Annotated in this window: 30 protein-coding genes; 15 read left to right on the top strand and 15 right to left on the bottom strand. The window is 67.1% G+C overall.

The window, feature by feature from the left end; genetic code table 11:
- A partial coding sequence (locus tag E1263_RS32710; RefSeq protein ID WP_132174475.1) for a cation:dicarboxylate symporter family transporter occupies positions 1-1,353 on the bottom strand: 1,353 nt, incomplete at its 3' end.
- A gap of 130 nt (positions 1,354-1,483) precedes the next feature.
- Between E1263_RS32710 and E1263_RS32715 the strand changes: the two genes are divergently transcribed.
- Both E1263_RS32715 and E1263_RS32720 read left to right on the top strand, forming a co-directional pair.
- Positions 1,484-2,740 carry a sensor histidine kinase gene (locus E1263_RS32715; RefSeq protein ID WP_132174477.1) on the top strand — a complete coding sequence of 419 codons (1,257 nt, stop codon included), beginning with the start codon at positions 1,484-1,486 and terminating at the stop codon, positions 2,738-2,740.
- The gene (locus E1263_RS32720) at positions 2,733-3,413 is read left to right on the top strand and encodes a response regulator (RefSeq protein ID WP_132174479.1); all 681 of its coding nucleotides are present in this window, start codon (positions 2,733-2,735) and stop codon (positions 3,411-3,413) included. Before E1263_RS32715 ends, E1263_RS32720 begins: the two co-directional genes overlap by 8 nt.
- Here E1263_RS32720 and E1263_RS32725 read toward each other — a convergent pair.
- Positions 3,410-3,904 (bottom strand): heme-binding beta-barrel domain-containing protein, encoded by a 495-nt coding sequence (locus E1263_RS32725; protein WP_132174481.1) that lies wholly within the window; start codon positions 3,902-3,904, stop codon positions 3,410-3,412. The two genes, E1263_RS32720 and E1263_RS32725, sit on opposite strands and share 4 nt — an antisense overlap.
- A 166-nt stretch (positions 3,905-4,070) precedes the next feature.
- Between E1263_RS32725 and E1263_RS32730 the strand changes: the two genes are divergently transcribed.
- Complete coding sequence (locus E1263_RS32730; protein WP_132174483.1) at positions 4,071-4,433, top strand: DsrE family protein; 363 nt, start codon at positions 4,071-4,073, stop codon at positions 4,431-4,433.
- Here the strand turns inward: E1263_RS32730 and E1263_RS32735 are convergent.
- Together E1263_RS32735 and E1263_RS32740 are read right to left on the bottom strand one after the other, a co-directional pair.
- Positions 4,430-5,896 carry a hypothetical protein gene (locus E1263_RS32735; protein ID WP_132174485.1) on the bottom strand — a complete coding sequence of 489 codons (1,467 nt, stop codon included), beginning with the start codon at positions 5,894-5,896 and terminating at the stop codon, positions 4,430-4,432. The two genes, E1263_RS32730 and E1263_RS32735, sit on opposite strands and share 4 nt — an antisense overlap.
- Positions 5,896-6,453 carry a hypothetical protein gene (locus E1263_RS32740; RefSeq protein WP_238161738.1) on the bottom strand — a complete coding sequence of 186 codons (558 nt, stop codon included), beginning with the start codon at positions 6,451-6,453 and terminating at the stop codon, positions 5,896-5,898. Before E1263_RS32740 ends, E1263_RS32735 begins: the two co-directional genes overlap by 1 nt.
- A 177-nt stretch (positions 6,454-6,630) precedes the next feature.
- Between E1263_RS32740 and E1263_RS32745 the strand changes: the two genes are divergently transcribed.
- The 4 genes from E1263_RS32745 to E1263_RS32760 all read left to right on the top strand — a co-directional run bounded on the left by E1263_RS32745 (position 6,631) and on the right by E1263_RS32760 (position 9,701).
- Positions 6,631-7,761 (top strand): molybdopterin-dependent oxidoreductase, encoded by a 1,131-nt coding sequence (locus E1263_RS32745; protein ID WP_132174487.1) that lies wholly within the window; start codon positions 6,631-6,633, stop codon positions 7,759-7,761.
- The gene (locus E1263_RS32750) at positions 7,758-8,180 is read left to right on the top strand and encodes a hypothetical protein (RefSeq protein ID WP_132174489.1); all 423 of its coding nucleotides are present in this window, start codon (positions 7,758-7,760) and stop codon (positions 8,178-8,180) included. The genes E1263_RS32745 and E1263_RS32750 overlap by 4 nt, the downstream gene beginning before the upstream one ends.
- A gap of 36 nt (positions 8,181-8,216) precedes the next feature.
- On the top strand, positions 8,217-8,642 hold the full coding sequence (gene dtd, locus E1263_RS32755; RefSeq protein WP_132174491.1) for a D-aminoacyl-tRNA deacylase: 426 nt from the start codon (positions 8,217-8,219) through the stop codon (positions 8,640-8,642).
- Between the two features lie 168 nt (positions 8,643-8,810).
- On the top strand, positions 8,811-9,701 hold the full coding sequence (locus E1263_RS32760; protein ID WP_132174493.1) for a GIY-YIG nuclease family protein: 891 nt from the start codon (positions 8,811-8,813) through the stop codon (positions 9,699-9,701).
- Positions 9,702-9,801: 100 nt separating this feature from the next.
- On the opposite strand, the gene E1263_RS32765 is transcribed toward E1263_RS32760, so the two are convergent.
- The 7 genes from E1263_RS32765 to arfB form a co-directional block, all read right to left on the bottom strand.
- Positions 9,802-11,025, bottom strand: a complete 1,224-nt coding sequence (locus E1263_RS32765; protein ID WP_132174495.1) for a choice-of-anchor P family protein — start codon at positions 11,023-11,025, stop codon at positions 9,802-9,804.
- Positions 11,026-11,316: 291 nt separating this feature from the next.
- On the bottom strand, positions 11,317-11,613 hold the full coding sequence (locus E1263_RS32770) for a DUF1416 domain-containing protein (RefSeq protein WP_132174497.1): 297 nt from the start codon (positions 11,611-11,613) through the stop codon (positions 11,317-11,319).
- Position 11,614: 1 nt separating this feature from the next.
- Complete coding sequence (locus E1263_RS32775; RefSeq protein ID WP_132174499.1) at positions 11,615-12,463, bottom strand: sulfurtransferase; 849 nt, start codon at positions 12,461-12,463, stop codon at positions 11,615-11,617.
- Positions 12,464-12,477: 14 nt separating this feature from the next.
- Positions 12,478-12,930 (bottom strand): DUF4395 domain-containing protein, encoded by a 453-nt coding sequence (locus E1263_RS32780; RefSeq protein ID WP_132174501.1) that lies wholly within the window; start codon positions 12,928-12,930, stop codon positions 12,478-12,480.
- A gap of 276 nt (positions 12,931-13,206) precedes the next feature.
- Positions 13,207-14,178, bottom strand: a complete 972-nt coding sequence (locus E1263_RS32785) for an RDD family protein (protein WP_165956823.1) — start codon at positions 14,176-14,178, stop codon at positions 13,207-13,209.
- A gap of 71 nt (positions 14,179-14,249) precedes the next feature.
- A complete protein-coding gene (locus tag E1263_RS32790) occupies positions 14,250-14,678 on the bottom strand; it encodes a TlpA family protein disulfide reductase (protein WP_132174505.1) in 429 nt (142 codons plus the stop codon).
- Positions 14,679-14,738: 60 nt separating this feature from the next.
- Positions 14,739-15,167 (bottom strand): alternative ribosome rescue aminoacyl-tRNA hydrolase ArfB, encoded by a 429-nt coding sequence (gene arfB, locus E1263_RS32795; protein WP_132174507.1) that lies wholly within the window; start codon positions 15,165-15,167, stop codon positions 14,739-14,741.
- A 46-nt stretch (positions 15,168-15,213) separates the two neighbouring features.
- Between arfB and E1263_RS32800 the strand changes: the two genes are divergently transcribed.
- From E1263_RS32800 to E1263_RS32810, 3 genes are read left to right on the top strand one after another with little or no spacing between them, the layout of a single operon-like run.
- Positions 15,214-15,858 carry a hypothetical protein gene (locus E1263_RS32800; RefSeq protein WP_132174509.1) on the top strand — a complete coding sequence of 215 codons (645 nt, stop codon included), beginning with the start codon at positions 15,214-15,216 and terminating at the stop codon, positions 15,856-15,858.
- Positions 15,855-16,421 (top strand): hypothetical protein, encoded by a 567-nt coding sequence (locus E1263_RS32805; RefSeq protein ID WP_132174511.1) that lies wholly within the window; start codon positions 15,855-15,857, stop codon positions 16,419-16,421. Before E1263_RS32800 ends, E1263_RS32805 begins: the two co-directional genes overlap by 4 nt.
- Positions 16,418-17,029, top strand: coding sequence for a hypothetical protein (locus E1263_RS32810; RefSeq protein WP_132174513.1), 612 nt, complete (start codon positions 16,418-16,420; stop codon positions 17,027-17,029). The genes E1263_RS32805 and E1263_RS32810 overlap by 4 nt, the downstream gene beginning before the upstream one ends.
- On the opposite strand, the gene E1263_RS32815 is transcribed toward E1263_RS32810, so the two are convergent.
- Together E1263_RS32815 and E1263_RS32820 are read right to left on the bottom strand one after the other, a co-directional pair.
- Complete coding sequence (locus tag E1263_RS32815) at positions 16,992-18,362, bottom strand: hypothetical protein (RefSeq protein WP_238161740.1); 1,371 nt, start codon at positions 18,360-18,362, stop codon at positions 16,992-16,994. The two genes, E1263_RS32810 and E1263_RS32815, sit on opposite strands and share 38 nt — an antisense overlap.
- A 54-nt stretch (positions 18,363-18,416) precedes the next feature.
- A complete protein-coding gene (locus tag E1263_RS32820) occupies positions 18,417-19,130 on the bottom strand; it encodes a response regulator transcription factor (RefSeq protein WP_132174515.1) in 714 nt (237 codons plus the stop codon).
- A 133-nt stretch (positions 19,131-19,263) separates the two neighbouring features.
- Between E1263_RS32820 and E1263_RS32825 the strand changes: the two genes are divergently transcribed.
- Both E1263_RS32825 and E1263_RS32830 read left to right on the top strand, forming a co-directional pair.
- Positions 19,264-19,503, top strand: a complete 240-nt coding sequence (locus E1263_RS32825; protein WP_132174517.1) for a MoaD/ThiS family protein — start codon at positions 19,264-19,266, stop codon at positions 19,501-19,503.
- 197 nt (positions 19,504-19,700) lie between these two features.
- Positions 19,701-20,006, top strand: a complete 306-nt coding sequence (locus tag E1263_RS32830) for a hypothetical protein (RefSeq protein WP_132174519.1) — start codon at positions 19,701-19,703, stop codon at positions 20,004-20,006.
- A gap of 177 nt (positions 20,007-20,183) precedes the next feature.
- Here the strand turns inward: E1263_RS32830 and E1263_RS32835 are convergent, their stop codons facing one another.
- Positions 20,184-21,941: a bifunctional metallophosphatase/5'-nucleotidase gene (locus E1263_RS32835; RefSeq protein ID WP_238161739.1), complete on the bottom strand. Its 1,758-nt coding sequence runs from the start codon at positions 21,939-21,941 to the stop codon at positions 20,184-20,186.
- 166 nt (positions 21,942-22,107) lie between these two features.
- Here E1263_RS32835 and mshD point away from each other — a divergent pair, with 166 nt between their 5' ends.
- The 3 genes from mshD to E1263_RS42935 all read left to right on the top strand — a co-directional run bounded on the left by mshD (position 22,108) and on the right by E1263_RS42935 (position 25,125).
- Positions 22,108-23,010 carry a mycothiol synthase gene (gene mshD, locus E1263_RS32840; RefSeq protein ID WP_132174523.1) on the top strand — a complete coding sequence of 301 codons (903 nt, stop codon included), beginning with the start codon at positions 22,108-22,110 and terminating at the stop codon, positions 23,008-23,010.
- 613 nt (positions 23,011-23,623) lie between these two features.
- A complete protein-coding gene (locus E1263_RS32845; RefSeq protein ID WP_132174525.1) occupies positions 23,624-24,223 on the top strand; it encodes a DUF6318 family protein in 600 nt (199 codons plus the stop codon).
- Between the two features lie 344 nt (positions 24,224-24,567).
- Positions 24,568-25,125, top strand: coding sequence for a PKD domain-containing protein (locus tag E1263_RS42935; protein ID WP_165956824.1), 558 nt, complete (start codon positions 24,568-24,570; stop codon positions 25,123-25,125).
- On the opposite strand, the gene E1263_RS44160 is transcribed toward E1263_RS42935, so the two are convergent.
- Positions 25,122-25,347: alpha/beta hydrolase fold domain-containing protein (locus E1263_RS44160; protein WP_165956825.1), on the bottom strand; the 226-nt coding region annotated here is incomplete at its 5' end. The two genes, E1263_RS42935 and E1263_RS44160, sit on opposite strands and share 4 nt — an antisense overlap.

Consider the following 25,347-nt stretch of genomic DNA (forward strand, 5'->3'; position numbering starts at 1 on the left):
GTTGCCGGGGGCGGAGGGCTGCGGGACGTCTCCGGCGTGGGTGTCGCCGGCTGCGAAGGCAGCTTCGTCGAACGGGTCTTCACCGGCGAAGACCTGCTTGGCCTGGTCCTTGTCGAAGTCCTTGACCCAGTGGCCGACCAGAACCGTGGCAACTGCGTTGCCGGCGAAGTTGGTGAGGGCGCGGGCCTCGGACATGAAGCGGTCGATGCCGACGATCAGGCCGACGCCGTCGACGAGCTCGGGGCGGTGCGACTGCAGGCCGCCGGCCAGGGTGGCCAGGCCGGCGCCGGTGACACCGGCGGCGCCCTTGGAGGCGATGATCATGAACACCAGCAGGGAGATCTGCTGACCGAGCGAGAACGGGGTGTCCATCGCCTCGGCGATGAACAGCGACGCCATCGTCAGGTAGATCGCGGTGCCATCCAGGTTGAACGAGTAGCCGGTCGGGACGGTGATACCGACGACCGACTTGCCGACGCCGAGGTGTTCCATCTTGCCGATCAGGCGCGGCAGCGCGGTCTCCGACGAGGAGCTCGACACGATCAGCAGGAACTCGCGGCCCAGGTACTTGAGCAGCTGGAAGATCGAGATCCCGGTGACCACCTTGAGAATGGTGCCCAGGACAACGATCACGAACAGCGCACAGGTGATGTAGAAGGCCAGCATGATCTTCAGCAGGCTGAGCAGCGCGGTCGAACCGGCCGCACCGACCACGGCCGCGAGGGCACCGAACGCACCGATCGGCGCCGTCCACATGATCATCGACAGGATCTTGAAGACCAGTCGCTGGATGTGCCCGATACCGACCAGGATCGGCGCGCCCTTCGAGCCCAGCGCCTGGAGTGCGAAGCCGACCAGCAGGGCCACCAGCACCGTCTGCAGGACCTCACCCTCGGTCAGCGAGGAGAGCAGGGACTTCGGGATGATGCCGAGGATGAAGTCGGTCGTCGTCTCGTGCGCACCGGAGGCCTGCTTCTGGCCCTGCTCGCGCAGCTTGTCGGTCAGGTTCAGTCCGGAGCCCGGCTGAACGACGTTGCCGACGACCAGACCGATGAACAGCGCGACCGTCGACATCACCAGGAAGTAGACGAGCGCAAGGCCACCGACCTTGCCGACCGAGGCCGCCTGGCGGACCGAGCCGATACCGATGACGAGGGTGCAGAAGATGATCGGGCTGATCAGCATCTTGATCAGGTTCACGAAGCCGGTCCCGAGCGGCTTCAGTTCGATCGCGAAGCTCGGGAACAGCAGGCCGACACCGATACCGAGCAGTGCGGCGACGATGACGGCGATGTAGAGGAAGTGGGTTCGATCGTTCCGGACCGGGGTCGGTCGGGGTTCGGTCGTGGCCATGAAAACTCCTGATTCGGCCGGCGGGCAGTACTGGGCTGTACAGCGAGCGGGAGGGCTTGAGTAACTGTGACGTGACGCACAGGAGAAGTGCGCGTTTCGTTCATATCGTTCTCGGTGCAGACTGTCCGGTGTGAAACACCGGCCGTGGGAGCTTCGTCGCCAGGTCCTCTGGCTGCAGACGGTCACGGTCGCCGTACTGATCGTAATGGCCTGGATCTCCCTGGTGGCCCGGTCCCGCGCCCAGGCCGACCGTGACGCCGCCGCCACCGGTACGACGCCGGCCGGCCTGTGGGAGCTCATTCGCCTCGACCTGCGCCCGATGCTCGGCATCGCCAGCCTGATCCTCGGCGTCGCGATCGCCGGCAACGCGCTCGTCACCTGGCGGGTCCGCCGCGCCACCCGCGGCATGGGCACTCAGTCGCTGGCCCGGATGCTCGACTTCTACGAGGGCGTCCTGCACGCCGCGCGCGAAGGCCTGATCCTGCTGGACTCCGGCGGCCGGGTTCAGCTCGCGAATGACGAAGCCCTCCAGTTGCTCGGCCTGAACGACGTCCCACCCGGTACGCCGATCGAGGAGCTCCACCTCGGCACACCGCTGGCGGAACTGCTCCGCAACGGCAGGACGGCGTACGACGAACTTCATCTCGGCGCAGCCGGCGTACTGGTCGTGAATCAGCAACCGTCGCGGTCCGGCCGGATCGTCACCCTGCGGGACCACACCCAGTTGCAGCGGTTGCTCGGCGAGCTGGACGCGGTCCGCAGCCTGGCCGAGTCGCTGCAGGCCCAGAACCATGAAGCGTCGAACCGTCTGCACACAGTTGTCAGCCTGATCGAGATCGGTAAGCCCGAACGGGCCAGGGAGTTCGCAGTGTCGGAGTTGCAGTTCGCCCAGGCGATGACGGATCGAGTGGTCGGCACGGTCGGCGACCCGGTCCTGGCGTCGCTCCTGCTCGCCAAGCTCGCGCAGGCCCAGGAGCGCGGCGTCACGCTCACCCTCGAGCTCGGCAACGAGCCCCTGAACACCCGGCTCCCCGCGCAGGACGTCGTCACCGTCGTCGGCAACCTCCTCGACAACGCGATCGAGGCGGCCCGCGGCGGCCCGGCACCGCGCCGCGTCGAGCTTCGCGCCGGTACGACGCCGGACGCGATCGACCTGGTTGTCACCAACACCGGCGCCGAGCTGGGTGCCACCGAACTGGCCCACATGTTCGAGCGCGGCTGGACCACGAAGGCCGAGCCAGGACATGGCCTCGGGCTGGTGCTCGTCCGCAGTACGGTCGAGCGCTGGCAGGGTCAGCTGATGGTCGATCCGGATTCGGAACTGGCCGACGTACCGGCGTTGACTGTGCGGGTGCGGCTGCCGCGGGCGGTGAGCGCCAGTGCCTGACCTGCGGGTCCTTGTGGTCGAGGACGACCCGGTCGCGGCCGAGGCGCATCGCACGTACGTCGATCGCCTGCCCGGCTTCACCTGTATCGGAATCGCCAGTACGGCGGCCAAAGCGCTCCAGGTGCTCACCCGCCCGGGCGTGGATCTCGTGCTGCTGGACATGAACCTGCCGGATGGGCACGGCCTGGACGTGGTTCGCCGAATGCGGGCCCAGGGCAACCAAACCGACGTGGTCGCCGTGACTGCCGCCCGCGAGGTCGCGGCAGTGCAAGCGGCGGCGCGGATCGGCGTCGTGCAGTACGTGCTGAAACCCTTTGCCTACGAGACATTGCGCGACCGGCTCACGGCGTACGCGCGGCAACGCAAGGCCGCCGAGTCCGGCCAGGTCGTCGCTGATCAGGACGAGGTCGACCGTTTGTTGCACCCGGCAAGAGCCTCGTCCTCGGTCCCGAAAGGCCTAGCCGGCTCAGTCCTCGACCGAGTAGTCCAGCTCCTGGGCAACCGCGAAGGCTGGACCGCCGAGGAGGTCGCCACCTCGCTCGGCACTTCCCGCATCACCGCCCGCCGCTACCTCGAACACCTGGCCGACCAGGGCCAAGCGCTGCGCACGCAGCGGTACGACGGCCGGAGTGGTCGCCCGAAGGTCGAGTACTCCTGGGTGGCCGAGAGTTAGGAACGGACGAGCGTTGCCCAGAGGTGGGGCTGGAGGGGGTTGCCCTCGGCGGCCATGTCGTAGGCCCACATCAGCTCGCCCTTGACCAGGCCGTAGAGGCGGTGGCCGGCGGTGACCTCTTTGGCGGTTTCGGTACGGGCGACGACGTCGGTACGCATCTCGATCTTGGCGCCCTCGATCTCGCCGTACCAGATCTCGGCGAAGCCGGTCGGGTGCGCGAGGATCACCTCGAGCTTGTTGTCCGGCTTCGGCCGCCAGAACCCGGTCTCGAGCGCCAGCGGACGCTCCCGCTTGCCGTCCTCGCCGACCACGAAGGTCTGGCTGACGTAGTGCAGGAACGGCTTGCCGTTGTGACTGAAGTCGATCTGCTGCCCGAACTCGAACTTCTCGATCGTCGGGTAGTCACCGTGGCCGCGGCCCTCCCAGCGACCGAGCAGCCAAGCCAGCGGCATCAGGTCGGGGTGCAGGTCCTGCGTGATCTCGAACGCCATCGGGGTCGCTCAGCTCGCCTGACGACCGCGGAACAGGCGGTAGACGACGTAAGCCGAGAACCAGCCCATGAAGATGGTGACCAGGACCAGCAGCGAAGTGAAGATGACGTGGAGCACGATCACCACTCTAGAGGATGGTTCGGAGCGCTTCGGCTACCGTGGCGTGATGTCCCGCACGCTGGTGATCAAACTGACCGCAGGCGCCGATGAGGCCGAGCGCGCCAACCAAGCCTTCACGGTCGCCGCCACGGCGGTCGCGGCCGGCGCCTCGGTGTCCCTCTGGCTCACCGGTGAGGCCGTCTGGTTCGCCGTACCGGGCCGTGCCGAGGCCTTCGAACTCCCGTACGCCGCTCCTCTCGCGGACCTGCTCGCTGGAGTCCTGGCTGGTGGCCAGCTGACCGCCTGCACGCAGTGTGTGAAGCGGCGCGACCTGACCGAGGCCGATCTGCTCCCCGGGACGCGGATCGCGGGAGCGCCCGCGTTCACCGAGGAGATCCTGGCCGACAACGCTCAAGCCATCGTGTACTAGCCCTTCTTCAGCTCGTGGCCGCTCTGCTCGCGGCCGCCGCGCTGCGTGGTCTTGGCGTGGACAGCACCAGCTGTCTGGCCGCCGCGGGCGCCGTCCAGCGACTCCCCACTCGGGCGACTACCGACGGCGCCGCTGGGGCTCGCCGTACCGGCGCTGTAGGCCTTCTGGTTGCGCTGCATCTCTTCGGCTGACATCTCGCTGCGGGGGGCGTCCTGGCCGTTCTGGCCGTTCTGGGCCTGCTGGTTCTCCCGGTCGATCTGCTGCTCGGCGATCACCCGATCGACCGGCTGGCCCTGCTCCTGCCGTTCGGCTGTCTCGTTGTCGGCCGCGACGTCGCCTCCGGACGGGATGCCCTCCTGGGGACCGGTCTCTGCCTGCTCCCGGTCCTCCTCCTGCCGCTCGGTCTGCTGCTCCTGCCGGCTCTCAGGCCCATCCGCCTGCTGCTCCCGCTCGTCCTGACCCTGCGGCTCCCGCTCCTGCTGCTCGCGAGCCTGCTCCTGCGTCTGCTCCCGCGGGTCCTGGGTCTGCTCGGCCTGCTCACGCGGGTCTTGGGACTGGTCGCGCTGTTCCGGGGTCAGTGGCTCCTGGGCCTGGTCACGCTGCTGCTGGGCTTCGGGCGACAGGTCCTGGGCTTGGTCGCGCTGCTCCGGGGCCAGACCCTCCTGCTGGGCCTGCTGCTCCGGGTTCAGCCCGTCGCGCTCGGCCCGCAGCTCCTCACGCCGCGCGTCCATCTGCTGCTTCTGCGCCTCGAACTCAGGCCCCTGGGCGTCGGTCCCCTCCCGGTGCGCATCCCGGTCCGCCTCGTAGTCCTGGTGCAGCTGTGCCGCGTCCCGCTCGAACTCGGCATCCCCGCGCGCGGCCTCCGCCGACGCGTCCAGGTCGTTGACGGCGGCATCGGCAACCGGCAGCCCGGCGGCCGGCGCATCGGCCTGGGCCTCCTGGCGCTGCTGCTCTTCGCGTTCGCGCTGCTCCTTCTCGCGCCGCTCCTGCTCTTCGCGTTCCTTCTCGCGGTCGGCCCGCTCGCGCTCCTCGGCCTCGCGCTGCTGGTCGTCCCGCTGCTCGTCGGTCTCGGTGCGGTCCTCGACGGCGTCGTCGCGCCCGTCCCGGTCCGGGTCGATCCGGTTGGTGATCTCGTCCGGCTCGCCGTTGCGGTCCTTGTCGTCGAGCAACTGCTGGTCCTGCCCACGCTCGTCGAGCTGACGCTGCAGGTCGGCTTCACGCTCGCGGAGGACCTGCAGGTCCCGCTCGACCCGCGCGTACTGATCGCTCGGTGGCCGGTCGTTCATCGCCTGGTCGATCCGCGGGTCGTGCGTCCGGATGTCGCGGATCGACTCCATCAGCGGCCGCGGCATCTTCGCCTGCCGGTTCCGCTCGAGCTGCTTGAGGAAGCTGTCCATCTGCTTGATCAGTCGCCTGACCTGCTTGAACAGGATCTCGAGCATCTCTTCTGGATCGTCAGCCATCAGGCGACCTCACTCGCATAGACGGAGTACCCGAACCCGGCCTGCGGGGTGTCCGCATCAGGTTGCGTGGCATACAAGTGGAACTCGGCGCCCGGGCGCAGCCAGACGGCCAGATGCCGTCGGCGCCCCCGCCACTCCGGCGGAACTCGCGGATCCGACCCAGGACCGACGTACACGGGTGCGCCCCAGTGCCGGCGGCCACGCTCGATCTCGGCGAGCCAGTGATCGTCCAGGCCGAGCTCGGCCGCGGCCAGCTCCCCCGGACCGATCTCGTACGCCGACCATCCGCTTCGGGGGCTTTCCGGCAGTACGGCGTCCGGCAGCAACAGCATGACCGTCTCGCGTGGGGTGATCAGGCCCCAGGTGAACTGCTCGGGGTCGATGTCGCCCGGCGCCCACGGCTGCCAGCCGGTGACAGCGTTGACACGCAGGACGCGTTCCCGGATCGCATCCAGGCCGGGCCCGTCCGGTCCCCAGATCGAGGTCCAGTCGGTCACCTCGGCCAGATCCGCCATCGCGCGCTCGTCGTCCTCGGACGACCGCTGCTGCGTCTGCACCTGCCACTCACTCCCCTCAAGCTGATCCGGCCTAGCCTATTCCTTCGGCGGTCCGCATACCCCCCGATAGACGTGCCAGAACGTGCAACGGATCCCGTTCGCGAGCAGACTGTGCCGTTCGCGAGCAGTAAGGGATCTCGGCCGTCCAACCGCCACAATCTGCGTTGTAGTTGAGTCATGAAGCTTCCGGCCCCTCCGACGGAGAAATCCTTCCCGTCGCCGCTGCACCACCCCCGGGTGGCCACGGTGATCGGACGCTGGCTGGCCGTGGCCGTGCTGGTCTGCTTCCTGACCGGCCTGTTCAGCCACTTCCAGCAGCACACCCCCGCCTGGCTGCACATCCCCAGTCGCCCGGCCTCGCTGTACCGCGTCACGCAGGGACTGCACGTGTTCAGCGGAACGATCGCCGTACCGTTGCTGCTGGCAAAGCTTTGGACGGTCTATCCGAAGCTGTTCGCCAAGCCCGAGCTCAAAGGGCTGCTGGAGAAGGCATCTATCCTGGTCCTCGTCTCGGCGATGGCACTGGAACTCTTCATCGGCTACCTCAACACCCTGCAGTGGTACCCGTGGCCGTTCCCCTTCAAGGAAACGCACTACGCGCTGGCCTGGATCATCATCGGCGCACTGCTCGTTCACATCGCCGTCAAACTCCCACTGATCCGAACCCATTGGCGCCGTACGGCGGAAGTAGTCGCCGAGTCGTTGCCGCCAGCAATCACCGGGATGACCCGGCGCGGCCTGTTCCGTACCGTCGCCGGAGCCGCCTCCCTGGTCGGCATCAGCACCATCGGCCAATCGGTCCCCGCCTTCGGACCGATCGCCGTTCTCGCACCCCGCAAGCCGAACGTCGGCCCCCAGGGTCTGCCGGTCAACCGAACCGCCGAGGCGGCCGGCGTCCCAGGCATCCCCGCTGACTGGCGATTCACCATCAGTGGCCCACAGCAACTTTCGTACACCATCGACCAACTCCGCGCGCTTCCGCAGAGCCGCTCTGACCTGCCGATCGCCTGCGTCGAGGGCTGGAGCCAGGGCGCCCGCTGGGAAGGCATCCGAATCCGCGACCTCCTGCACCTCTGCGGCGCCCCGGCGTCATCCCGAGTCCGCGTCGTCTCGATGGAGAAGGGCGGCTTCTATGCGACCACCGAGCTCCCTCCGGAGTTCGCCGCCGATCCGCTCACGCTGCTCGCACTGCGACTCAACGGCGGTGAACTGGCCCTCGATCACGGCTTCCCGGCCCGGATCATCGCGCCGAATCGACCCGGCGTACTGCAGACCAAATGGGTGCACCGACTGGAGGTCATCTCGTGAAGACCCGCGCCGCCCTGGCCGCCTTCGGTGTCGGCTTCGGCCTCTGGGGCGTCTGGCTGATGCTCCAATCACTCCAGCCGGCACAGCTGATCCGATTGCCACTTTGGCTTGGCGGCGTTGTGATCGCGGACGATTTCATCCTCGTCCCGACCACGGTTGCCGTCGGCTGGCTGGTCACTCGCTGGTCGATCGGACCCGACCGCCATCGCACGGTCGGCGCCGTACGAACAACCTTGCTGTACGTCGGAATCACCACCCTGATCGCGATCCCGCTGCTCCTCCGCCAGGGCAAGGGCGCGAACCCGACCGTCCTCCCCCGCGACTATCTCCGCGACTGGTTATTGCTCGAAGCAACAATCATCCTGGCTGGTCTGGCGGTGTTCCTGATTCAGCGCTCCCGGATCACGCAGCGAAGCTGACTCGCGGGAAGGCTGCAAGCGAGGCAGGATGAGTGCATGAGAGCAGTAGTGCAGCGCGTCAGTCAGGCCTCCGTCACCGTCGACGGCGAGGTGGTCGGCGCGATCGACGGCCCCGGCCTGCTGATCCTGCTCGGCGTGACCCACGACGACACCCCCGAGGCGGCCAAGACCCTGGCCGCGAAGATCTGGACGCTGCGCATCCTGCACGGTGAGCGCTCCGCCTCCGACGAGCAGGCGCCGATCCTCGCGATCAGCCAGTTCACCCTGTACGCCGACACCCGCAAAGGCCGCCGCCCCTCCTGGAGCGCCGCGGCCCCGGGCCCCGTCTCCGAACCCCTGTACGACGCCTTCTGCGCCGCCCTGGAGGAGTTGGGGGCCAAGGTCGAGCGCGGCAGGTTCGGCGCCGACATGGCTGTCAGCCTGGTCAACGACGGCCCGGTCACCCTGATTCTCGACGCCTGAGAGGGTGTCTGAGGACTCCGCGCCGTAGCGAGCAAGTGCTCGGTGCGGTAGCTCGGCGTGCTGGGGCGAAGGCCTCGATGTTTTTCCATCGTGGTCTTTGCACCAGTGCGGCGAGGTGCCGTGCCGAGTGCTGCGCAGTAGGCGTGGGGTTCTCAGATACCCTCTCGCATGGAGTCGGCTCGGCTCGTTGCTCGCCGGTTGCCGCAGGCACCCGGTGTCTACCGCTTCCGCGACGAGAACGGCCGCATCCTCTACATCGGCCGCGCGGTGAACCTGCGCCGCCGCGTCCTGTCGTACTGGACCCATCTCGGCGACCGCCCGCGGCTGGCCCGAATGGTGAATCGGATCGCCCGCGTCGAAGGAGTCTGGTGCGACTCCGAACACGAGGCGGCCTGGCTCGAACGCAACCTGCTCGAACACACCAAACCCCGCTGGAACCGCACCGAAGGCGGATCCGAGGTGGTCGGCTACATCCGCTTCGATCCGGACGGCCCGCGCTTCACGCACGAGCTCGGTCTTACCCGCCGGCATTTCGGGCCGTACCTGGGCGGGCTGCGCATCCGGCAGGCCATCTCGGGACTGCAGCGCGTGATCCCGTTGCACTACACGACCGAGACCACCGGATCAGTGCGTGAGTTCGCGAGACTCTTCGGCGTCGGACCGGACGACCGAGAATCGCTCACGGCGGCGGCGTACGCCGTACTGGATCGCGAGCCGGCCGCGGTGGCCGCCGTACGGGATGAACTGACGCGGCGGCGGGACCAGGCGGCGGGGGCGTTGCGGTTCGAGTTCGCGGGGAAGCTGCAGGACGAACTGGCCGCGTTCGAATGGATCGTCGCGGAGCAGAAGGTGTCACTGCTGACGGCTGACGATGCCGATGTCTTCGGGTGGGCCGACGGGGTGATGGTCAGCTTCGGATTGCGCGACGGGCGGGTGCGGACCTGGACCCAGCACGCGATGACCGAACGCACTGCCCATGATCGGGTCGCCGCTACTCCGGCGAGCTGGCAACTATTTGCCCAACGCAACGCTGAGCTCGCTGCGCGCTTGCTGACATAAAACTGTGTCCAGATAAAGAAACCGCCCCGGGCCTATGTAGGGCCCGGGGCGGTTCTCAGAATTCTGAGACGGTGAGGTTCGACTCAGACAGTTGGCTGAATCAGCCGATGACGCCCGCGGCAGCGTGGCCGACGACAACCTTGGTGTTCAGGCTGTAGACGTCGATCACGAGCGCGTTCACGGAGATGTACCGCTGCTGCTTCTTGACCTGGTTGAAGGTCAGCTTGGCGATGCCGGGGATGTCCAGCGTGGAGTTCACGCCGGTCTTCACCGGGTAGGTCTTACCGTTCACGGTGATCGAGGCGATGTTCGACTTGAAAGCGACGGCGTACTTGCCGTCCTTCGTCTTCGAGGCGTAGGCCTCGGAGTTGATCGCACCGATCGACAGGTTGCCGACCTTGACGCCCGCAACGTGCGACGTGAAGGTGACGGCGGCCTTGTTCTCGTTCTGGTAGCCGTTCTTCGTGGTGTAAGCAGCACCGACGTAGGCGACCTTCGGAATGACAACCTCGCCGACGGCCTGGCGGACCGTCTTGCCCTCGGTGCCCTTGCAGGTGGCCTGGTACGACGTCGGGCCGGAGACGACCAGCTTGTCGACGTTCGCCTTGGTCACGTAGGCGTCACCGAAGACGACCGCGGTGGCCGGCTTGGAGATCTCGGCGCGGGTCTTCAGAACCGCGACCTCGATGCCCTCCGGGATGTACTTGTTCTTCACGTTCGCGAAGAGCACGACGCCCTGTGCGTACGAGTAGATGCCGTTCGCGCTCTTCACGCCACCGACGCGGTTCAGCACGATGTAGCCCAGGCCCGGGACGGCGACCTTGGTGTTCGGCTCCGGGTGCAGCAGCGACGGCACCGAAATGTTGCCGATCTTCACGCCCGCGTAGGTCGTGTTACCGGTGTAGGACAGCTTGCCGTTCTTGTACACCGCCGTGGTGGTCGTCTTCACACCGGTCAGGTGCAGCAGGCTGCCGACCTTGACGTCGACGGCGGACGCGTTGCTGGTGACGCCGTTGCCGCTCTTGTTGTTGAAGGCGTGGGTGTCGGTCCGCACGGTGCGTGCGATGGCCTGGTTGTTGACGTTCGCCGCGGCGACGTCGTTCGACATCTTCGCCGAAGAGTCCGTGGTGCAGCTGATCGTGCTGACGGTCTGCGCGCCACCGTTGACGATGCCGCCCTTGGCCTCAACGCCGATGCCGTATCCGCTGTAGCCGAAAACCGGCGACGCGGACGCGGAGCCTGAAGTCAGCGCGATCGTAGAAGCGACGCCGACGACCGCCGCTACACCGACGGCGGCGAGCTTCTTGTTGATGCGGGGTCCCATGACCCCTCCTCCCTGAGTGATGACATGACCCGTAGCGCGGGCCAGGACACAGAGGACAACTCGGGCAGTTGCAGTAGGTAACGAGCCTGATGCGCTCCGAGACCAAAACGTGACCTTCCAATTTGGTTGCCGGTGCCCCATAACCCCGGCCCAATGACCAGGATCGCGTTGTTCACAAGGTGTTCCGGGCATGCCAAAGGGCCCAGACGCGCAAGGTCCGGGCCCTTTGGGAACTGCCTCAGGGTGGGCCGCCGTCCCGTGACGGCGGCACCATCAGTAACGAGCGAGAAGTCAGACGGTAACGGCCACTTCCGCGACCGCGCCGTACTGGGCCACGACCTGGCGGTCGACCGGCTCGGCCTTGGGCGCCAGCGTGCGCAGCGTCCACTCACCAGGCTTGGCGAAGAACCGGAAGTGTCCGGTCGCGGACGTGGGCACCTCGGCAGTGAATTCACCGGTCGCGTCGAGCAGACGCACGTACGCGCCACCGACCGGCTCGTCACCGCGCAGGACCTGGCCCTGGATCACAGCTTCCTTGTCGACGTCGACACCCTTGAGGTCGAGGCCGCCCTTCTTTGCTCCGCACATGTCAGGCCTCGCCCGGCTCGTCGCCCAGGGCAACCGGTACGCCGACCAGCGAGCCCCACTCGGTCCAGGACCCGTCGTAGTTCTTGACGTTCTCCTGGCCGAGCAGCTCGTGCAGCACGAACCAGGTGTGCGCCGAGCGCTCGCCGATCCGGCAGTACGCGATGGTGTCCTTACCGAAGTCGACGCCGGCATCGGCGTACAGGGTCTTCAGCTCCTCGTCGGAGCGGAAGGTGCCGTCGTCGTTGGCCGCCTTGCTCCACGGGATGCTGGCCGCGGTCGGGATGTGACCCGCACGCTGTGCCTGCTCCTGCGGAAGGTGGGCCGGGGCCAGCAGGCGACCGGCGTACTCGTCGGGGCTGCGGACGTCGACCAGGTTCTTGACGCCAATGGCCTCGCCGACCTCGTCGCGGAAGGCGCGGATGGTCAGGTCCGGCTCGGCGGCGACGTACTCGGTGGCCTCGCGCTTGACGGCCTCGTCGGTCAGCTCGCGGCTGTCCAGCTCCCAGCGCTTGCGGCCGCCGTCGAGCAGGCGGACGTCACCGTGGCCGTAGAGCTTGAAGTACCAGAACGCGTAGGCGGCGAACCAGTTGTTGTTGCCGCCGTACAGCACGACGGTGTCGTCGTTCTTGACGCCTCGGCCGGACAGCAACTCCTGGAACTGCTGCTGGTTGACGAAGTCCCGGCGGACCTGGTCCTGCAGGTCGTCCCTCCAGTCCAGCTTGATCGCACCGGCGATGTGGCCGGCGTCGTACGCCGAGACGTCTTCGTCGACCTCGATCAGGACGACGTTCGCATCGCTCTTGTGCTCTTCGACCCAGTCGGCCGAAACGAGCGCAGATTCCCTGCTCATGTGTGCTGCCTCTCTCAGTTGGTAGCGGTACTTGGCGTACGAATGCGTTGGATCAGCAGAAAGGCCTCGCAGCCGAGGCAGAGCCCCACGCTGGCGTTCACGAACGCAGCAACGAGGGCGAATCCGGTGGCGACCACTCCGAGCACGACCGCGCCGCTCAGATAGCCGATCAGGCCGACGATCGCGAAGATCAGGCCGACCAGTTGGGCGAATCGCGGCGGGGCCGCGTCCTCCAGTTCCTTCGGCGGACCCAAGCGCGGGCGCACCACACGCTTGAAGAACTGGCCGTACGGCGATGCCTGGACGCCGAAGGCGGTCCCGATCGCGAACACCAGTGTCTGGACCGCCAGGATCCACGGGTTACCGAGGATCAGGGTCAACGCCAGCAGAACCGCGGTCACACCGGCTGCGAACCGGAGCCCTCGCGGGTCGACCTGGGGAGAAGCACTTGCCGTCGCATCTGACATGACGACTCCTGGAGGAGGAGTGGTTCGAGCCGGACCCGCCCGTGCACGCGGGAGGCGACGTACGTGGAATCGGGCTCAGATGCCGGTTCCACAGCGTTCGGGACGCCGCCTGGTCAGCGGCTGCGACACAGTGACGAGCGCATGCGGCAGTTGTCCACTGCGCGGCGCTTGGTCAGATAAGTCGTGTACTCCACGGTCCGAGAATACGGACAGCGTGCAGAGAGGTTCACAGTTGTCCCATTTCCTGAGACAACTGATCACCATACGGACAATCCTCTAGGTGCGAACGACGTTCGTCTCGGCGATCTTGTCGTGCAGCGCCTGCTTCTTGTCGTCCCACAGCGGCCACAGGTAGTCGAGCAGGCCGACCAGCCCGAGCAGGGTGCCGACCAGCGGCACCAGGCCCAGGACGGAGAGTGCGGCAAAGAACCCGGCGCGCTTGGCCACCGCGGCGCCGCTCGGCAGCCCCGGACGATCCCGGAGCCGCACAGCGATCCCGAGCGCCATCTTGCCCGGGGTCGCACCCTTCTTGGTCAGGAAGAAGTACTCGTAGGCGAAGGCCACCGCAGCGCTGATCAGAGCCATCGGAATGAGCCACTTGTACATCTCGGGCGGCAGCGAGGTGGTGGGCGGCGTCGAAGCGCCCGCGGCCGCCGCATCGAAGGTTTCCTTGAAGTAGTCGGACAACCACTGCATGTACTGCCAGAGGAAGTAGCCCGTCAACGGCAGCGCGGCGATCCCGGCCAGGATGTTGTCGATGATGCGGGCACCGACGCGGCGCCACCAACCGGACAGCGGCTGGCCGTCCGGGGTCGCGAAGCGGTTCTGTCCCGGGTAGCCGTAGCCCGCCTGCTGCTGCGGGTAGGCCGGGTAGCCCTGCTGCTGCTGCGGGTACGCCGGATAGCCCTGCTGAGGGGGCTGGCCGTACTGACCCGGCTGCTGACCTGCCTGCTGCTGCGGCGGTTGCTGCGGACCAGGCTGGCCGTAGACCGGCCGGTCCGACGTGGGCTGCTGCTGCGGGGCTCCACCGAAGACCTGGCCGTGCTGCACCGGCTGGCCGTACTGCGGCTGGTCCTGCGGCGTCTGCGCAGGTTGACCGTACTGACCCTGGTACGGCGACGGCTGCTGTGCGGGCTGCTGGGACGGCTGCTCCCGCGGGCGGCGCTCGTCGGTCCAGACACTCCCGTCCCAGTAGCGCTGCTGAGTCGGGTGCTGAGGGTCGTCGTACCAACCGGCTGGGAAGTTCACTCGCACAGCATGCCGGTCAGGCGGGGTCGAGCGCCATCCCACTCAAGGTGGATTGGTCCGCTCAGGGTGAATCAGTGCGGCTGGTGGTCGATCGCAGTCGCCAGCGCTGCGATCACATCCGGTTTGCGCGGCGCACCACTCGCTCGCTGGACGATCGCCCCGGTGCTGTCGAGCACCAGCGTCGTCGGCGTCCGGAGGATGTCGAGCTTCCGGACCAGGTCCAGGTGCGACTCCGCGTCGAGCTCCACGTGCCGGACCCCCTCGACCATGCCTTCGACCTCGGCCAGCGTCCGCCGGGTCACCCGGCAGGGCGCGCAGAAGGCGGAGGAGAACTGCAGCAATGTGGCCCGCTCACCCAGCTCGACACCTACGTCGGCTGCGGATACCCGCTCCACGTCACTCACCTTCTGCCGGAATCGGCCGTCGATCCAGGTTTTGAGCACACTGAGAACCACTCCGGCGACGAGCGCGCCGGCCAGGACCCACAGACCTAGGCTCACAACAAACCAGAGTACGTCGGTGGTTTTTCAGCACCACCCGCTGTTTCACGCCTTGGACGCTCAGTCCTCAGGGCGGGATCTGAGGCGCTTGGTCTGACCGCGACGGGTCTTGCTGTCGAGTCGGCGCCGGACAGAGCCCTTGCTGGGCTTGGTGGGCCGCCGCGGTGGGGGCGGTGGGGAGATCGCCTCCCGCAGCAGCGCGCCCAATCGCGCCCGCGCCGCTTCCCGGTTGCGCCACTGCGACTTGAACTCCGAGGCCGCGATCGTCAGCACCCCGTCCACGAGCCGGGGCTGAAGCCGCTCCAGGGCGCGAGACTTCAGCAGACCGGACAAGGCCGTCGTACCGGCGAGGTCGAAGCTCAGCTCGACCCGGCTGTCGGTGGTGTTCACCGACTGGCCGCCCGGCCCGCCCGACCGGGAGAAGCGCCAGCTCAGCTCCCCCTCCGGGACCACCAGCCCCGGTCGCACGATCAGCCCTGTCTCCTCCACAGCCCTATTAGACCGTGTTGCCCCTGCTTCTCGTTACCCTTTTACCGTGCAAGAGACGGGGACGCGGGCCCAGGAAGAAGAACCCGAAGAGCGTCCGGAGCTGGCGAACCTCAGGGTGCGTGGGCGCTCGGTCAAGACCTGGGTGATCGGCGCGGGCGCCGTCGTACTGGCGATCTCGGCCGCGTTCGGCGGCCTGAACAAGGCCGATGCGGAGACCCCGGCGCTCACCGCCGGGGCGACGGTCGATGCCGGCCAGTTCGCGGTGATCGTCGACCGGATGGTTGCGGTCAAGGATCTCGAGCCCACCTTCAAGCCTGATCCGGGCGGTGCACTACTCGTGGCGGTGACCCGGCTCAAGGTCACCGACGACCTCGGTACGACGCCGCCGTCGGACCTGATCCGCCTGATCGGCGTACCGGGGATCAAGGACACCGACCCACCGCTCGGGGTGAGCACCGTCGACGACAACACGACGAACCCCGTGCTGACACCGGACGTCGAGCAGACGATCGCCTTCGTATGGAAACTGCCGAAGCTTTCCGAGTTGCCGACCGAGGCCAAGGTGACGGTGCAGGGCTACAAGCACTACGACGAGTCGATCCTGGACCACCACGAGAAGTGGTTGCCGGACGCAATCGCTGCCGAGGGCACCATCAAGGTCAAGGACAACACCAAGGTGGTCACGAAGTGACCCGCCGCAAGCTCCTCAATGCAGGCCTGACCCTGGCCGTCCTGGTCGCGATCATCGGTCTCTACCGGTGGACGCCGACCCAGAAGGACATTCAGGACCCGACCCCGATCAACGGCGTCATGGCCCGTCCGGTCGACGCCGGCCGATTCAAGCTGACGGTCGACGCGGTGCGGGTCGGCAAGAAGCTGAAGATCCCGCGCAACACCACGGTCCGCGAGACCAAGACGAACTTCGTCGTCGTGGACGCGACCGTCGTCGCGACCCAGGAGCCGATCCACCTGAACCTGGTCCAGATCCGCACCGCGGACGGCGTCACCTACGTCGGCGCCAACCGCAGCGGCCTCGAGACGGTCGACCTGGGCAGCTTCCAGTTCGCGCCTGGGATCGCAGCGCGCGGCTCGATCGTGATCGAGATGCCGGCCGACAAGTTGCCGGGAGCAACGTTGCAGGTGATGGAGAAGGCGTACATGAACGACCTCGAGCCGCAGGCGAACGTCTCGCTCGGCGACCAGGCCCCCGCCGTCCGGGACGTTGTCACGTTCGCCAAAGCGAGCGCCTCGTGAGCAGCGCACGGCGGGCGCGCCGGGGCTGGTTCAGCAAGAACGTTGCGGCGTTGGCCTCGCTGGTCGTCACCGTGCCGGTGGCCGGCTGGTGGACCACACGGGAGGACTACAAATCCTGGTACGACGCCGAGCCGCGCGACGCGGTCGTCGTGGCCGACAGCGGGACGTCGTACGAGGGAGCGACCTGGTACGCCGCCAGTGTCGAGGAGAACCCGGAGCCCCGGCGGGCCGGCGCCACTGCCGAACTACCGCCGGACACCACGCGGATCCGGGTGCACATCCGGCTCCAGGTGGACGATCTCGCCGTACTGGACAAGCCGGGGCTGGGCGGCTGCAAGGTGTACCTGCGCGCACCGGACGGGCGGATCTGGGACGAGGACATCCTCGCCAGCGACTTCCAGGACCGGCCGAACAGCTGCACAGGCGGGTACGACGAGAAACCGGCGAGCTGGCGTGGTCCGCTGGCCGAGTACTACGTGAAGCCGGTTGCGGGGAAGCCCTACGAGGCCGCGTTCGTGTTCGTCGTACCGAAGTCAGTGGCTGCCAGCGTGCAGCCGACGATGACGTGGGCTACGAAACTTCCTGAGTATCTGGCATTCCCGAGGTAGCCGCGGTCAGGTCGGCGACGCCGCCCTGCTCGCTGTCGTCCTGCTCCACGACCGCGCGGGTGCCACGGTTCAGGTAGCCGGCCAGGCCGCCGATCATCCGGTCGTACGCGGCCGCCAGCAGGCTCACCTGCAGCATGATCTTCAGGGCCTCGGTCAGCAGGCTGAGCGGCCCGTCGATCACCAGCCAGAACGGCAGGCTGTGCGGACCGAGCACCCATAGCTTCAGCGCGATCCAGACCCCGCTGGCCGCGAACGTGACGACCGCCCAAGCGAGGAAGTAGCCGAGCATCGGGCGCAGACCCGAGCGGATGACGAGCCGGAACGCGTTGACGACCGGCGTCCAGCGGTCCTTCCAGTCCGCGGCGACCGAGTTACCGGCCGCCTGCACGAAGCGCGGCGTCTGCTGCCAGCGGTTCGTCAGCCGGTCGAAACGCCAGCGCGGCTCCTTGTGAGCCTTGTGCACCGCGCGGCCGTAGATCACCGCAGTCATGGTGATCCACATCAGCGGCAGGACGGCGGCGCTCCACAGGTCGCCGACGCCGGCGGCAATGAAGCCGGTGACCGCGTCCCAGACCTCGCGGACCTGCGTCGCACCGAGCACATGGTCGAGCACCCAGACGTAGCCGTCGTGCAGCCACTGCCACACCTGTCGCTCCTGCAGCCACTGCTTCGGCGAGGGGATGTACGAGGTGGCCTGGTAGGCGACCACGAAGATCCACAACGCCTCGAGGTACGTGACGAACAGCTTGCGGACCGGGCCTTCCTTGTCCCGCTTCCACTTCTTGAACCCGAAGCGCAACAGGTAGGCCACGACGCCGAGACCGATGAAGAGCCAGGTCGATAGGGACTGCAGCCCGGTCGACTGCTCGGGAACCGCGCCACCACCGAGCACCGTGGCCACGGTCTCGTTGACCTTGTGCACAGCCAGCTTGTACTCGTAGTCGAGCGCTTCGTTCTGCAGGAACTTGTACGCCGCATAGAACGCCAGGAACGGCAGTAGCGCGGCAGCCAAGGCATCGACCGCACGAGTTTCCTTGCCTGGCTCTGCTCCGTCGGGGGCAAGCATGCCCTCGGCAACGGCCCGGCGGTGGTACGGCAGCTCGCCGCGCAGCACCAGGAACATGGCGACGTACATGGCCAGTGACACCACGACAAGCAAGGCCAGTACGGCGATACCGACCGCCTCAGCCTTGGCCCCGGCCTGGACCGCGACCCACTGCAGTCCGCGGTGCGCCAGTTGGGCGATCACAAAGACCGCCAGCAACCTCGGCCACGCCTTGCCGAACAAAACCCCTGCGCGGCCCACCGTGGTGAGCAACGACCCCGACTCCATCGCCACGCGCAGAATCTACCTGCCGATGGGGGCTCGATCGGGCTTTACGCCCTCTTAGGCGGGGACCTCGGCCGTTTCGCGCTCCCGGGTCGTCGGCGGGACCACGAAGCGGTAGCCGACGTTACGGACGGTCCCGATCAGCTGCTCGTGCTCCGGGCCGAGCTTGGCCCGCAACCGCCGGACGTGGACGTCGACCGTCCGCGTGCCGCCGAAGTAGTCGTAGCCCCAGACCTCCTGGAGGAGCTGCTCCCGGGTGAACACCCGGCCGGGGTGCTGCGCCAGGAACTTGAAGAGCTCGAACTCCTTGTAGGTCAGGTCGAGCGCCCGCCCGTTGAGCTTGGCGGTGTAGGACGCCTCGTCGATCACCACGTCACCCGTACGGATCAGGCTGGTGTCCGGGTCCTCGTTGCGGGTCGCGGCGAGCCGGCCGATCACCAGTCGCAGCCGGGCCTCGATCTCGGCCGGGCCGGCGGTGTCGAGCAGGACGTCATCGGCGCCCCAGTCCGCGTTGACCGCGGTCAGGCCACCCTCGGTGACCACCAGGATCAGCGGGACGGTGATTCCCGTCGTACGGATCAGGCGCGAGACGCCGCGGATCGCGACCAGGTCACGCCGCGCGTCCAGCAGGACGGCGTCCGCATCGGGCGCATCCACCAGGGCCGAGACCTCCGCGGGGAGGATCCGGATCTGGTGCGGTAACAAAGCGAGCGACGGCAGAACCTCGGTAGAGGCCTGCAGAGCGTTCGTCAGCAGAAGCAACGTGCTCACGTCGTCCCCCTGTGCCGGTCATAGTGCACGTCGAGCCCCAACGGCGTCATTGCCGGGGGCCCGAGACACTGGATAGCAACAGCAAGCTGACATAATAGCGGAAGACTTAACCGATTAGTGAGGTCGCCTCCAGATGCCGGAAGTCACCATCAGATACTTCGCCGCCGCCCGCAGCGCCGCCGGTGAGTCCACCGCGACCGCGGACGCCGCCTCGCTGGGCGATCTGATCACCACGGTGTCGGTCGATCGGCCCGAGCTCGCACGGGTGCTGTCGTTGTGCACGTTCCTGCTGGACGGTGAGCGCGCGGTGCCGTCGACGCCGCTGCGCGCAGGTGCACTGGTTGACGCCCTGCCCCCCTTCGCGGGCGGCTGACGCTGGCGTTCGTTGCGGTCTAGCGTGCTCTGTGGATCGGACGTTCTTTGCGATCTAGGCCGGTGCGGTGGCGGCCGAACTTCGGAGCTGTGACGCCAGAAGTGTTGTGTGACTGGTGAGGCGACGGCCTTTTACGACTGTCAAGGATCCTGCTACCTTGCGTATTCCGTCGTTCCACGGAAGGTCACCGATCCTCGATGGCGCACGTTGCTCCGACCTCACATCGCCGCGCGACCCGCGCGTCGCATCGCGGTCACCGCACAGTTGACGGACCGATTCGCCGGTCCACCTGGCTCGGCCTGACATTGGCGATGATCCTTGGTCTCGTGCTCACCAGCCGGGCGCATGTCGGCATCCACGCGGGCGGCGTCACGCTGCTGGTGATGCTCGTCCCGCTCACGCTGGCCGTCTTCGGCGCCGCCTTCCGGCGCGGCTTCGGCGGCCTGTCCGCGATCACCACCGCGTGCGCGCTGGCCTTCGTGCTGCTCAGGTTCTTCCTGTAGACGTTCTTCCTGCCGGCGCTCCTCCTACCGACGTTTCTCCTACCGACGTTTCTCCTGCCGACGTTTCTCCTGCCGACGTTTCTCCTGCCGACTGCTTCCTGTCGATTGCTTCCTGTCGACGTTCTTCCGCTGAGTGCGCCGCCGCTGCGGACGGCGCACTCACTGACGGTGTCGGGGTCAGGAACCGATCGAGATCCGGTCGGTCGCGCCCGGGGTGTACGGGTCGTGCGCGGTCAGGTACTTGGCGAAGGCATCGATGTCGAGCCCACCGAAGAACTTGCTGGTGGCCGTCGTGAACGCCGGGAACCCGTCGCCCCCGTCGGACAGGAAGTTGTTCGTGACGATCCGGTACGACGTTCCGTCCACGATCGGCTGACCGGCGATCTTCACCGAGCCCGGCACGATCTTCGAACCCGCCGCAGCGGCCGGGTTCCAGGTGTAGGTGATCCCGGCGACCTGCAGCACCTTGTACTTGCCGGCCTCCGGACCGTTCACGCCGGAGAACTGCTGCTCGAGCAGGGCCTTGATCTGCGTCCCGGTCATGTCCATCGAGACCAGGAAGTTGTTGAACGGCTGCACCGTGAAGGCCTGCCCGAAGGTGACCTCACCCGCGTTCGACGCGAGGTCGGCCCGGATACCGCCCGGGTTCATGAACGCCGCCACCGGCACCTTGCCACCGGTCACGACCGACGGATCGGCCAGCTGACCGTCCGCGATCAGGTTGCCCAGCGGGGACTCCAGCGAATCGTCCGGCGTGCGGGAGACCGCCGTACCGGTGATGTGGCCGATCACCTTGTTCGCGATCGGGGCCACCAAGGTCTGGTACTTGCTGATCAGCTCGCTGGTCCGGCGGTCAGCCGGCACATCGCGGGTGACGATCTGGTTGTTGGCCAGCGTGTTCAGCCGGTCGACGTCACCGGTCGCGTTGCTGATGCTCAGCCGGACCTCGGTGACGAGGCGGCCGAACGACGAGGCGCTGGTGACCAGCCGCGGCTGACCGGCGCTGTCCGGCAGGCTGCAGTTGTAGCCCTGGTGGGTGTGCCCCGAGACGATCGCGTCGATCTCCGGGTCGAGACCCTTGTTGATGTCGACGATCGGGCCGGAGATCCCCGGGCAGCTGTTGTACGCCTTCGGGTCGGCCGGGAAGCCACCCTCGTGCAGCAGCACGACGATCGACTCCACACCCTTCTTCTTCAGCTCGGGGACCAGCGCGTTCGCGGTCTCGATCTCGTCTTTGAAGGTGAGCCCCTCGACACCGGACTTGGTGACGATGTTCGGCGTGTTCTCCAGGGTCATCCCGATGAAGCCGACCTTGCGGCCATCGTCGAAGGTCTTGATCGTGTACGGCCGGAACAACGTCTTCTTCGAGTTCTCGTAGAAGACGTTGGCCGACAGGAAGTCGAAGTCGGCGCCCTTGAACGGGTGCTTCTTGTCCGGGCAGGAGTTCTGGTTGTTCTGCCCGTCCCCGTCCTTCAGGCAGCCACCCTTCTGCATCCGGAGCAGCTCCCGCCAGCCCTCGTCGAACTCGTGGTTGCCGACCGAGGTCGCATCCAGCCCCAGCAGGTTCATCGCCTCGACGGTCGGCTCGTCGTGGAACGCGGCCGACAGCAGCGGCGACGCCCCGATCAGGTCACCGGCGGCGACCGTCACCGAGTCCTGCCCCTTCGCCTCGGCGGCAGCCCGCAACTGCTTCAGGTGCGTGGCGAGGAAGGCCGCTCCACCGGCCGGGACCCCGTTGATGTTGCCGCTCGAGCCACTCGGCGCCTCCAGGTTTCCGTGGAAGTCGTTGATGGCGAGCATCTGGATCTGGGTATGCGTCGGCTTCGGTCGGGCCGGCGATGCCTGGGTCACGGTTCCCCCCGTGGCCAAGCCGAGCACCGCGGCCGTGCCGACGGCGATCAGGCCGGCGGCCCGCCGTCGGTTCAGCCACTTCATGTCTCGTCCTGTCAAGGCCATGTCTACTCCGTCTACCTCGTTGTAGCGATCACCGCGCGGTCTGCGGTCCCGCGAATAATGTGCGGTGCCGAGAAATTACCCGAGAAATCGTTGCCCTTCCAAGGACTTGAGCAGGAACTCTCCAGGACCTTTTACGGTATTCCTTGTGACCCTCGAAGCAGTTCCCTCACCGTTGCCCCCGGCGACCGCCGCAGCCGTCACCGAGCTCGCTCGCACGGCCGCAGAGAGCGACGGCGTCCATCCGCTCGACGAGCGCACCCTGCTGCACCTCGACGGCGAACATCCCGGCGACCTGCACGTCCTCGCCTACGACGGCGAGCCCGGCACGATCGAGCCGAGCGGACTCCAATCCGCCCGCAACCTGATCGGGTACGCCGCACTCACGCCCGAGGGCTCAGCCGAGCTCCTCGTCACCCCGCCGTACCGGCGTCAAGGTACCGGCACCGCCCTCCTCCGCACCCTTCTCGACCACGCCGGCCCCCGCCTCGCCGTCTGGGCTCACGGCCGCCTCCCCGGCGCCGACGAACTCGCCGCCCGCCTCAACCTGCACGTCTCCCGCGAGCTCTACTTCCTCCGCCGCCCAGCGGCGCCCCTCCCGGAGCCGGTCTGGCCCGAAGGCATCACCGTCCGCACCTTCGTCCCCGGCACCGACGACGCCGCCTGGCTCAAAGTCAACAGCCAAGCCTTCGCCACCCACCCCGAACAAGGCGCCTGGACCCAGTCCGACCTCACCGACCGCCTCAACCAGCCCTGGTTCGACCCAGCCGGCTTCTTCCTCGCCATCGATGCCGAAGGCAACCTCGCCGGCTACCACTGGACGAAAGTCGAAGACGGCGCCGGCGAGGTCTACGTAGTAGGCGTCTCCCCCACCCACCAAGGCGCCGGCCTGGGCAAAGCCCTCACCCTCCAAGGCCTCACCTACCTCCAGGAAACCCGCACCCTGGACGCCATCACCCTCTACGTAGACGGCACCAACACCCCCGCCCGCCGCCTCTACGAACGACTCGGCTTCACCACCGCCGCCCAACACGTCCAATACACCCCGTAACTCCGCGTCATAACTCCCTCACCCACCCGTCTCACCCTCAACCAGGAGCCGTCCGCGCCTCAAACCCCCCAGCCGGACGGCTCCTGGCCCCACCTATCCCGCGCTACTGACACACCCATGGCTCGGCCAGCGCGTCATCAGGCCGATCGGGGGCGGGGCTGTCGCCGAGTGAACGCAGTGTGTCGCTGGACATCGATTACCGGCAGCATTCCCGGTTCACTCGCCGCTGGACCTTGAGCACGATCCTCACCTTTGGGCACCAGCCTCATCTTTGAGCACCCACCAACCACTTCTCAGCCGGAAATCTGGTTGATGGATACCCAAAGTGCCGCCTCGCGCACAAACACGGCGAACGCCCAGTTCCGTGCGCCACCGTGCTCCGACCGAAGTCATGCGCTCGCGACTGAGGCCGCCGTACGGGTGCGGGGAGTTGACCAGCGAGTGGGAGATCCGTGTTGCCGGTAAGCGCCTTCTGGCGACACGGCACTCACAGTCGATGCAGGCCGACCGGACCTGACCGGTCAGGCCAGTTATCCACAGCTGCACCAATTGACATCTCGCCAGCACCCCCACTCCGTCTACGATCAGAGATGACTACGGAGAGGTGATATCGGTGACACCCCGCAACTGGCTCCCAGCCGCCCTGGCCGCCGCCCTAGCCCTAACCGCCTGCGGCCCCGGCAGCCCCGAAGCCGGCCGCCCCAACACAGCCCCGCCGTCGGTCTCGACGACGCCGACCGGCTCTGCCACGACTCCAGGCGCTACCGCACCTTCAGGCACCACCGGCAGCAGCCCCACACGGCCGCAGACTGCCGAGGGGCCCAGTCTTTCGGCAGGCGAAGCATTCATCGGCTATTACGTCGAGCTCATGAACTACTCGTACGAGACCGGGAATCCCCAAGCCTTGCTCGCCGAAGCCGACAAAGGCTGTCTCGGGTGTAAAGGGTTTGCGGAGTACACCCGCAAGGTCAACGCGAAGAATGGCGGACTGACCGGCGACTACAAGGATCGCCTCACCAGCGTCAAGGAGATCTTCAGAGGAACCGACGGAAAGGTCGGCGGCTCAGCTGCCCTCAAGAGCGGGGTTTTCCAGGAACGGACCTCGCCCAGCGCCGCGCCTGTTTCGCATGACCCGGGCACGGGCTCGATGGAGTTCACCCTGTCGGCACGCGACGGAAACTGGGTGATGTACGAGATGCAGATCAAAGAATGACCGGAAACCTGCTGCGTGCTGGCCTGCTCACCACGATCACGGCGATGCTGATCGTCGGTGGCCTCGAGGTGGCCGACGCGTCGTCTGACTGGAATGCAGGTCAAGCGCTGCCTCTGAGTGTGGAAACGGCCAAGCCGAAGAAGAATGTCAAAGGGAGAGGTACATCCTGGGGGGCAACCATCACAGGTAGCTCCCAGAATCGCCGGACGACGAAGCGACCGGCCTCACCCGCACGGCCTACGGCACACAAGCCTCGCAACCCGAGGAAGCAGATCCCGAAAGCTCCCAAGGGGACGCCCCCGGTTCGCCTGCCGTTGCGGCTCAATATCGGGATTTGTGGACGTATGGCGCCGGATGGCACGGTTCCTGGGCCGACGCGGTGTCAGCCGACCGGGCCGATTCAGCCGCAGCAGCCGGGACGGCCGGGTACTCCGCCTCCCGTCGTACAGCCGCGGCCTGAGGACATCACCTGGGAGCAGGTGCTGGCGGAGTCGAAGGACGTGGCATTCCCGAAGCTGACGGTTCACGTGCAGCCCAAGGACAAGACGCTCGTCAACCAGGACACGATCGTTTACACCGAAAACAATGGCCCCACCACGGTCGATGTGCCGCTTGTTGGGCTCATGGTCACCGTGACGGCGGACCCCACGAGCTACACCTGGCACTTCGGTGACGGCACCAGTAAGACAACGGACACTCCTGGTAAGCCATACCCCTCAAAGGAGATCACTCACAAGTACATGAAGCGCGGCAACGTCGTACTGTCGGTCACCGTCAACTACGACGCGAGCTTCACTGTCGGCCCTATCACCCGGTACCTCGGCGATGTTCTAATCACCGGGCCCTCGACGCCGCTGCTGGTTCGCGAGGCCGTTCCGGTGCTGGTTGACCCACCTCGCTAATGCAGGGCGGAGCGCAGGTGGGTGGTGAGTGCGGTCATAGCCTGCGCCGTCGCACCCGGCAGGGTTTGTAGGTTGTAGTGGCCATGCGGGAGGGCGACATGGTTCAGGTGGGTTACCTCGACGCCGGCCGCTGCGAGAGCTTCGGCGTATTCGATGCCTTCGTCTCGGAGGGGGTCGAAGCCGGCGGTGGTGATGAGGGTGGGCGGGAGACCGGTTAGGTCC

Origin of the sequence: Kribbella antibiotica, from assembly GCF_004349055.1 — a bacterium.
GTDB classification, from domain to species: domain Bacteria; phylum Actinomycetota; class Actinomycetes; order Propionibacteriales; family Kribbellaceae; genus Kribbella; species Kribbella antibiotica.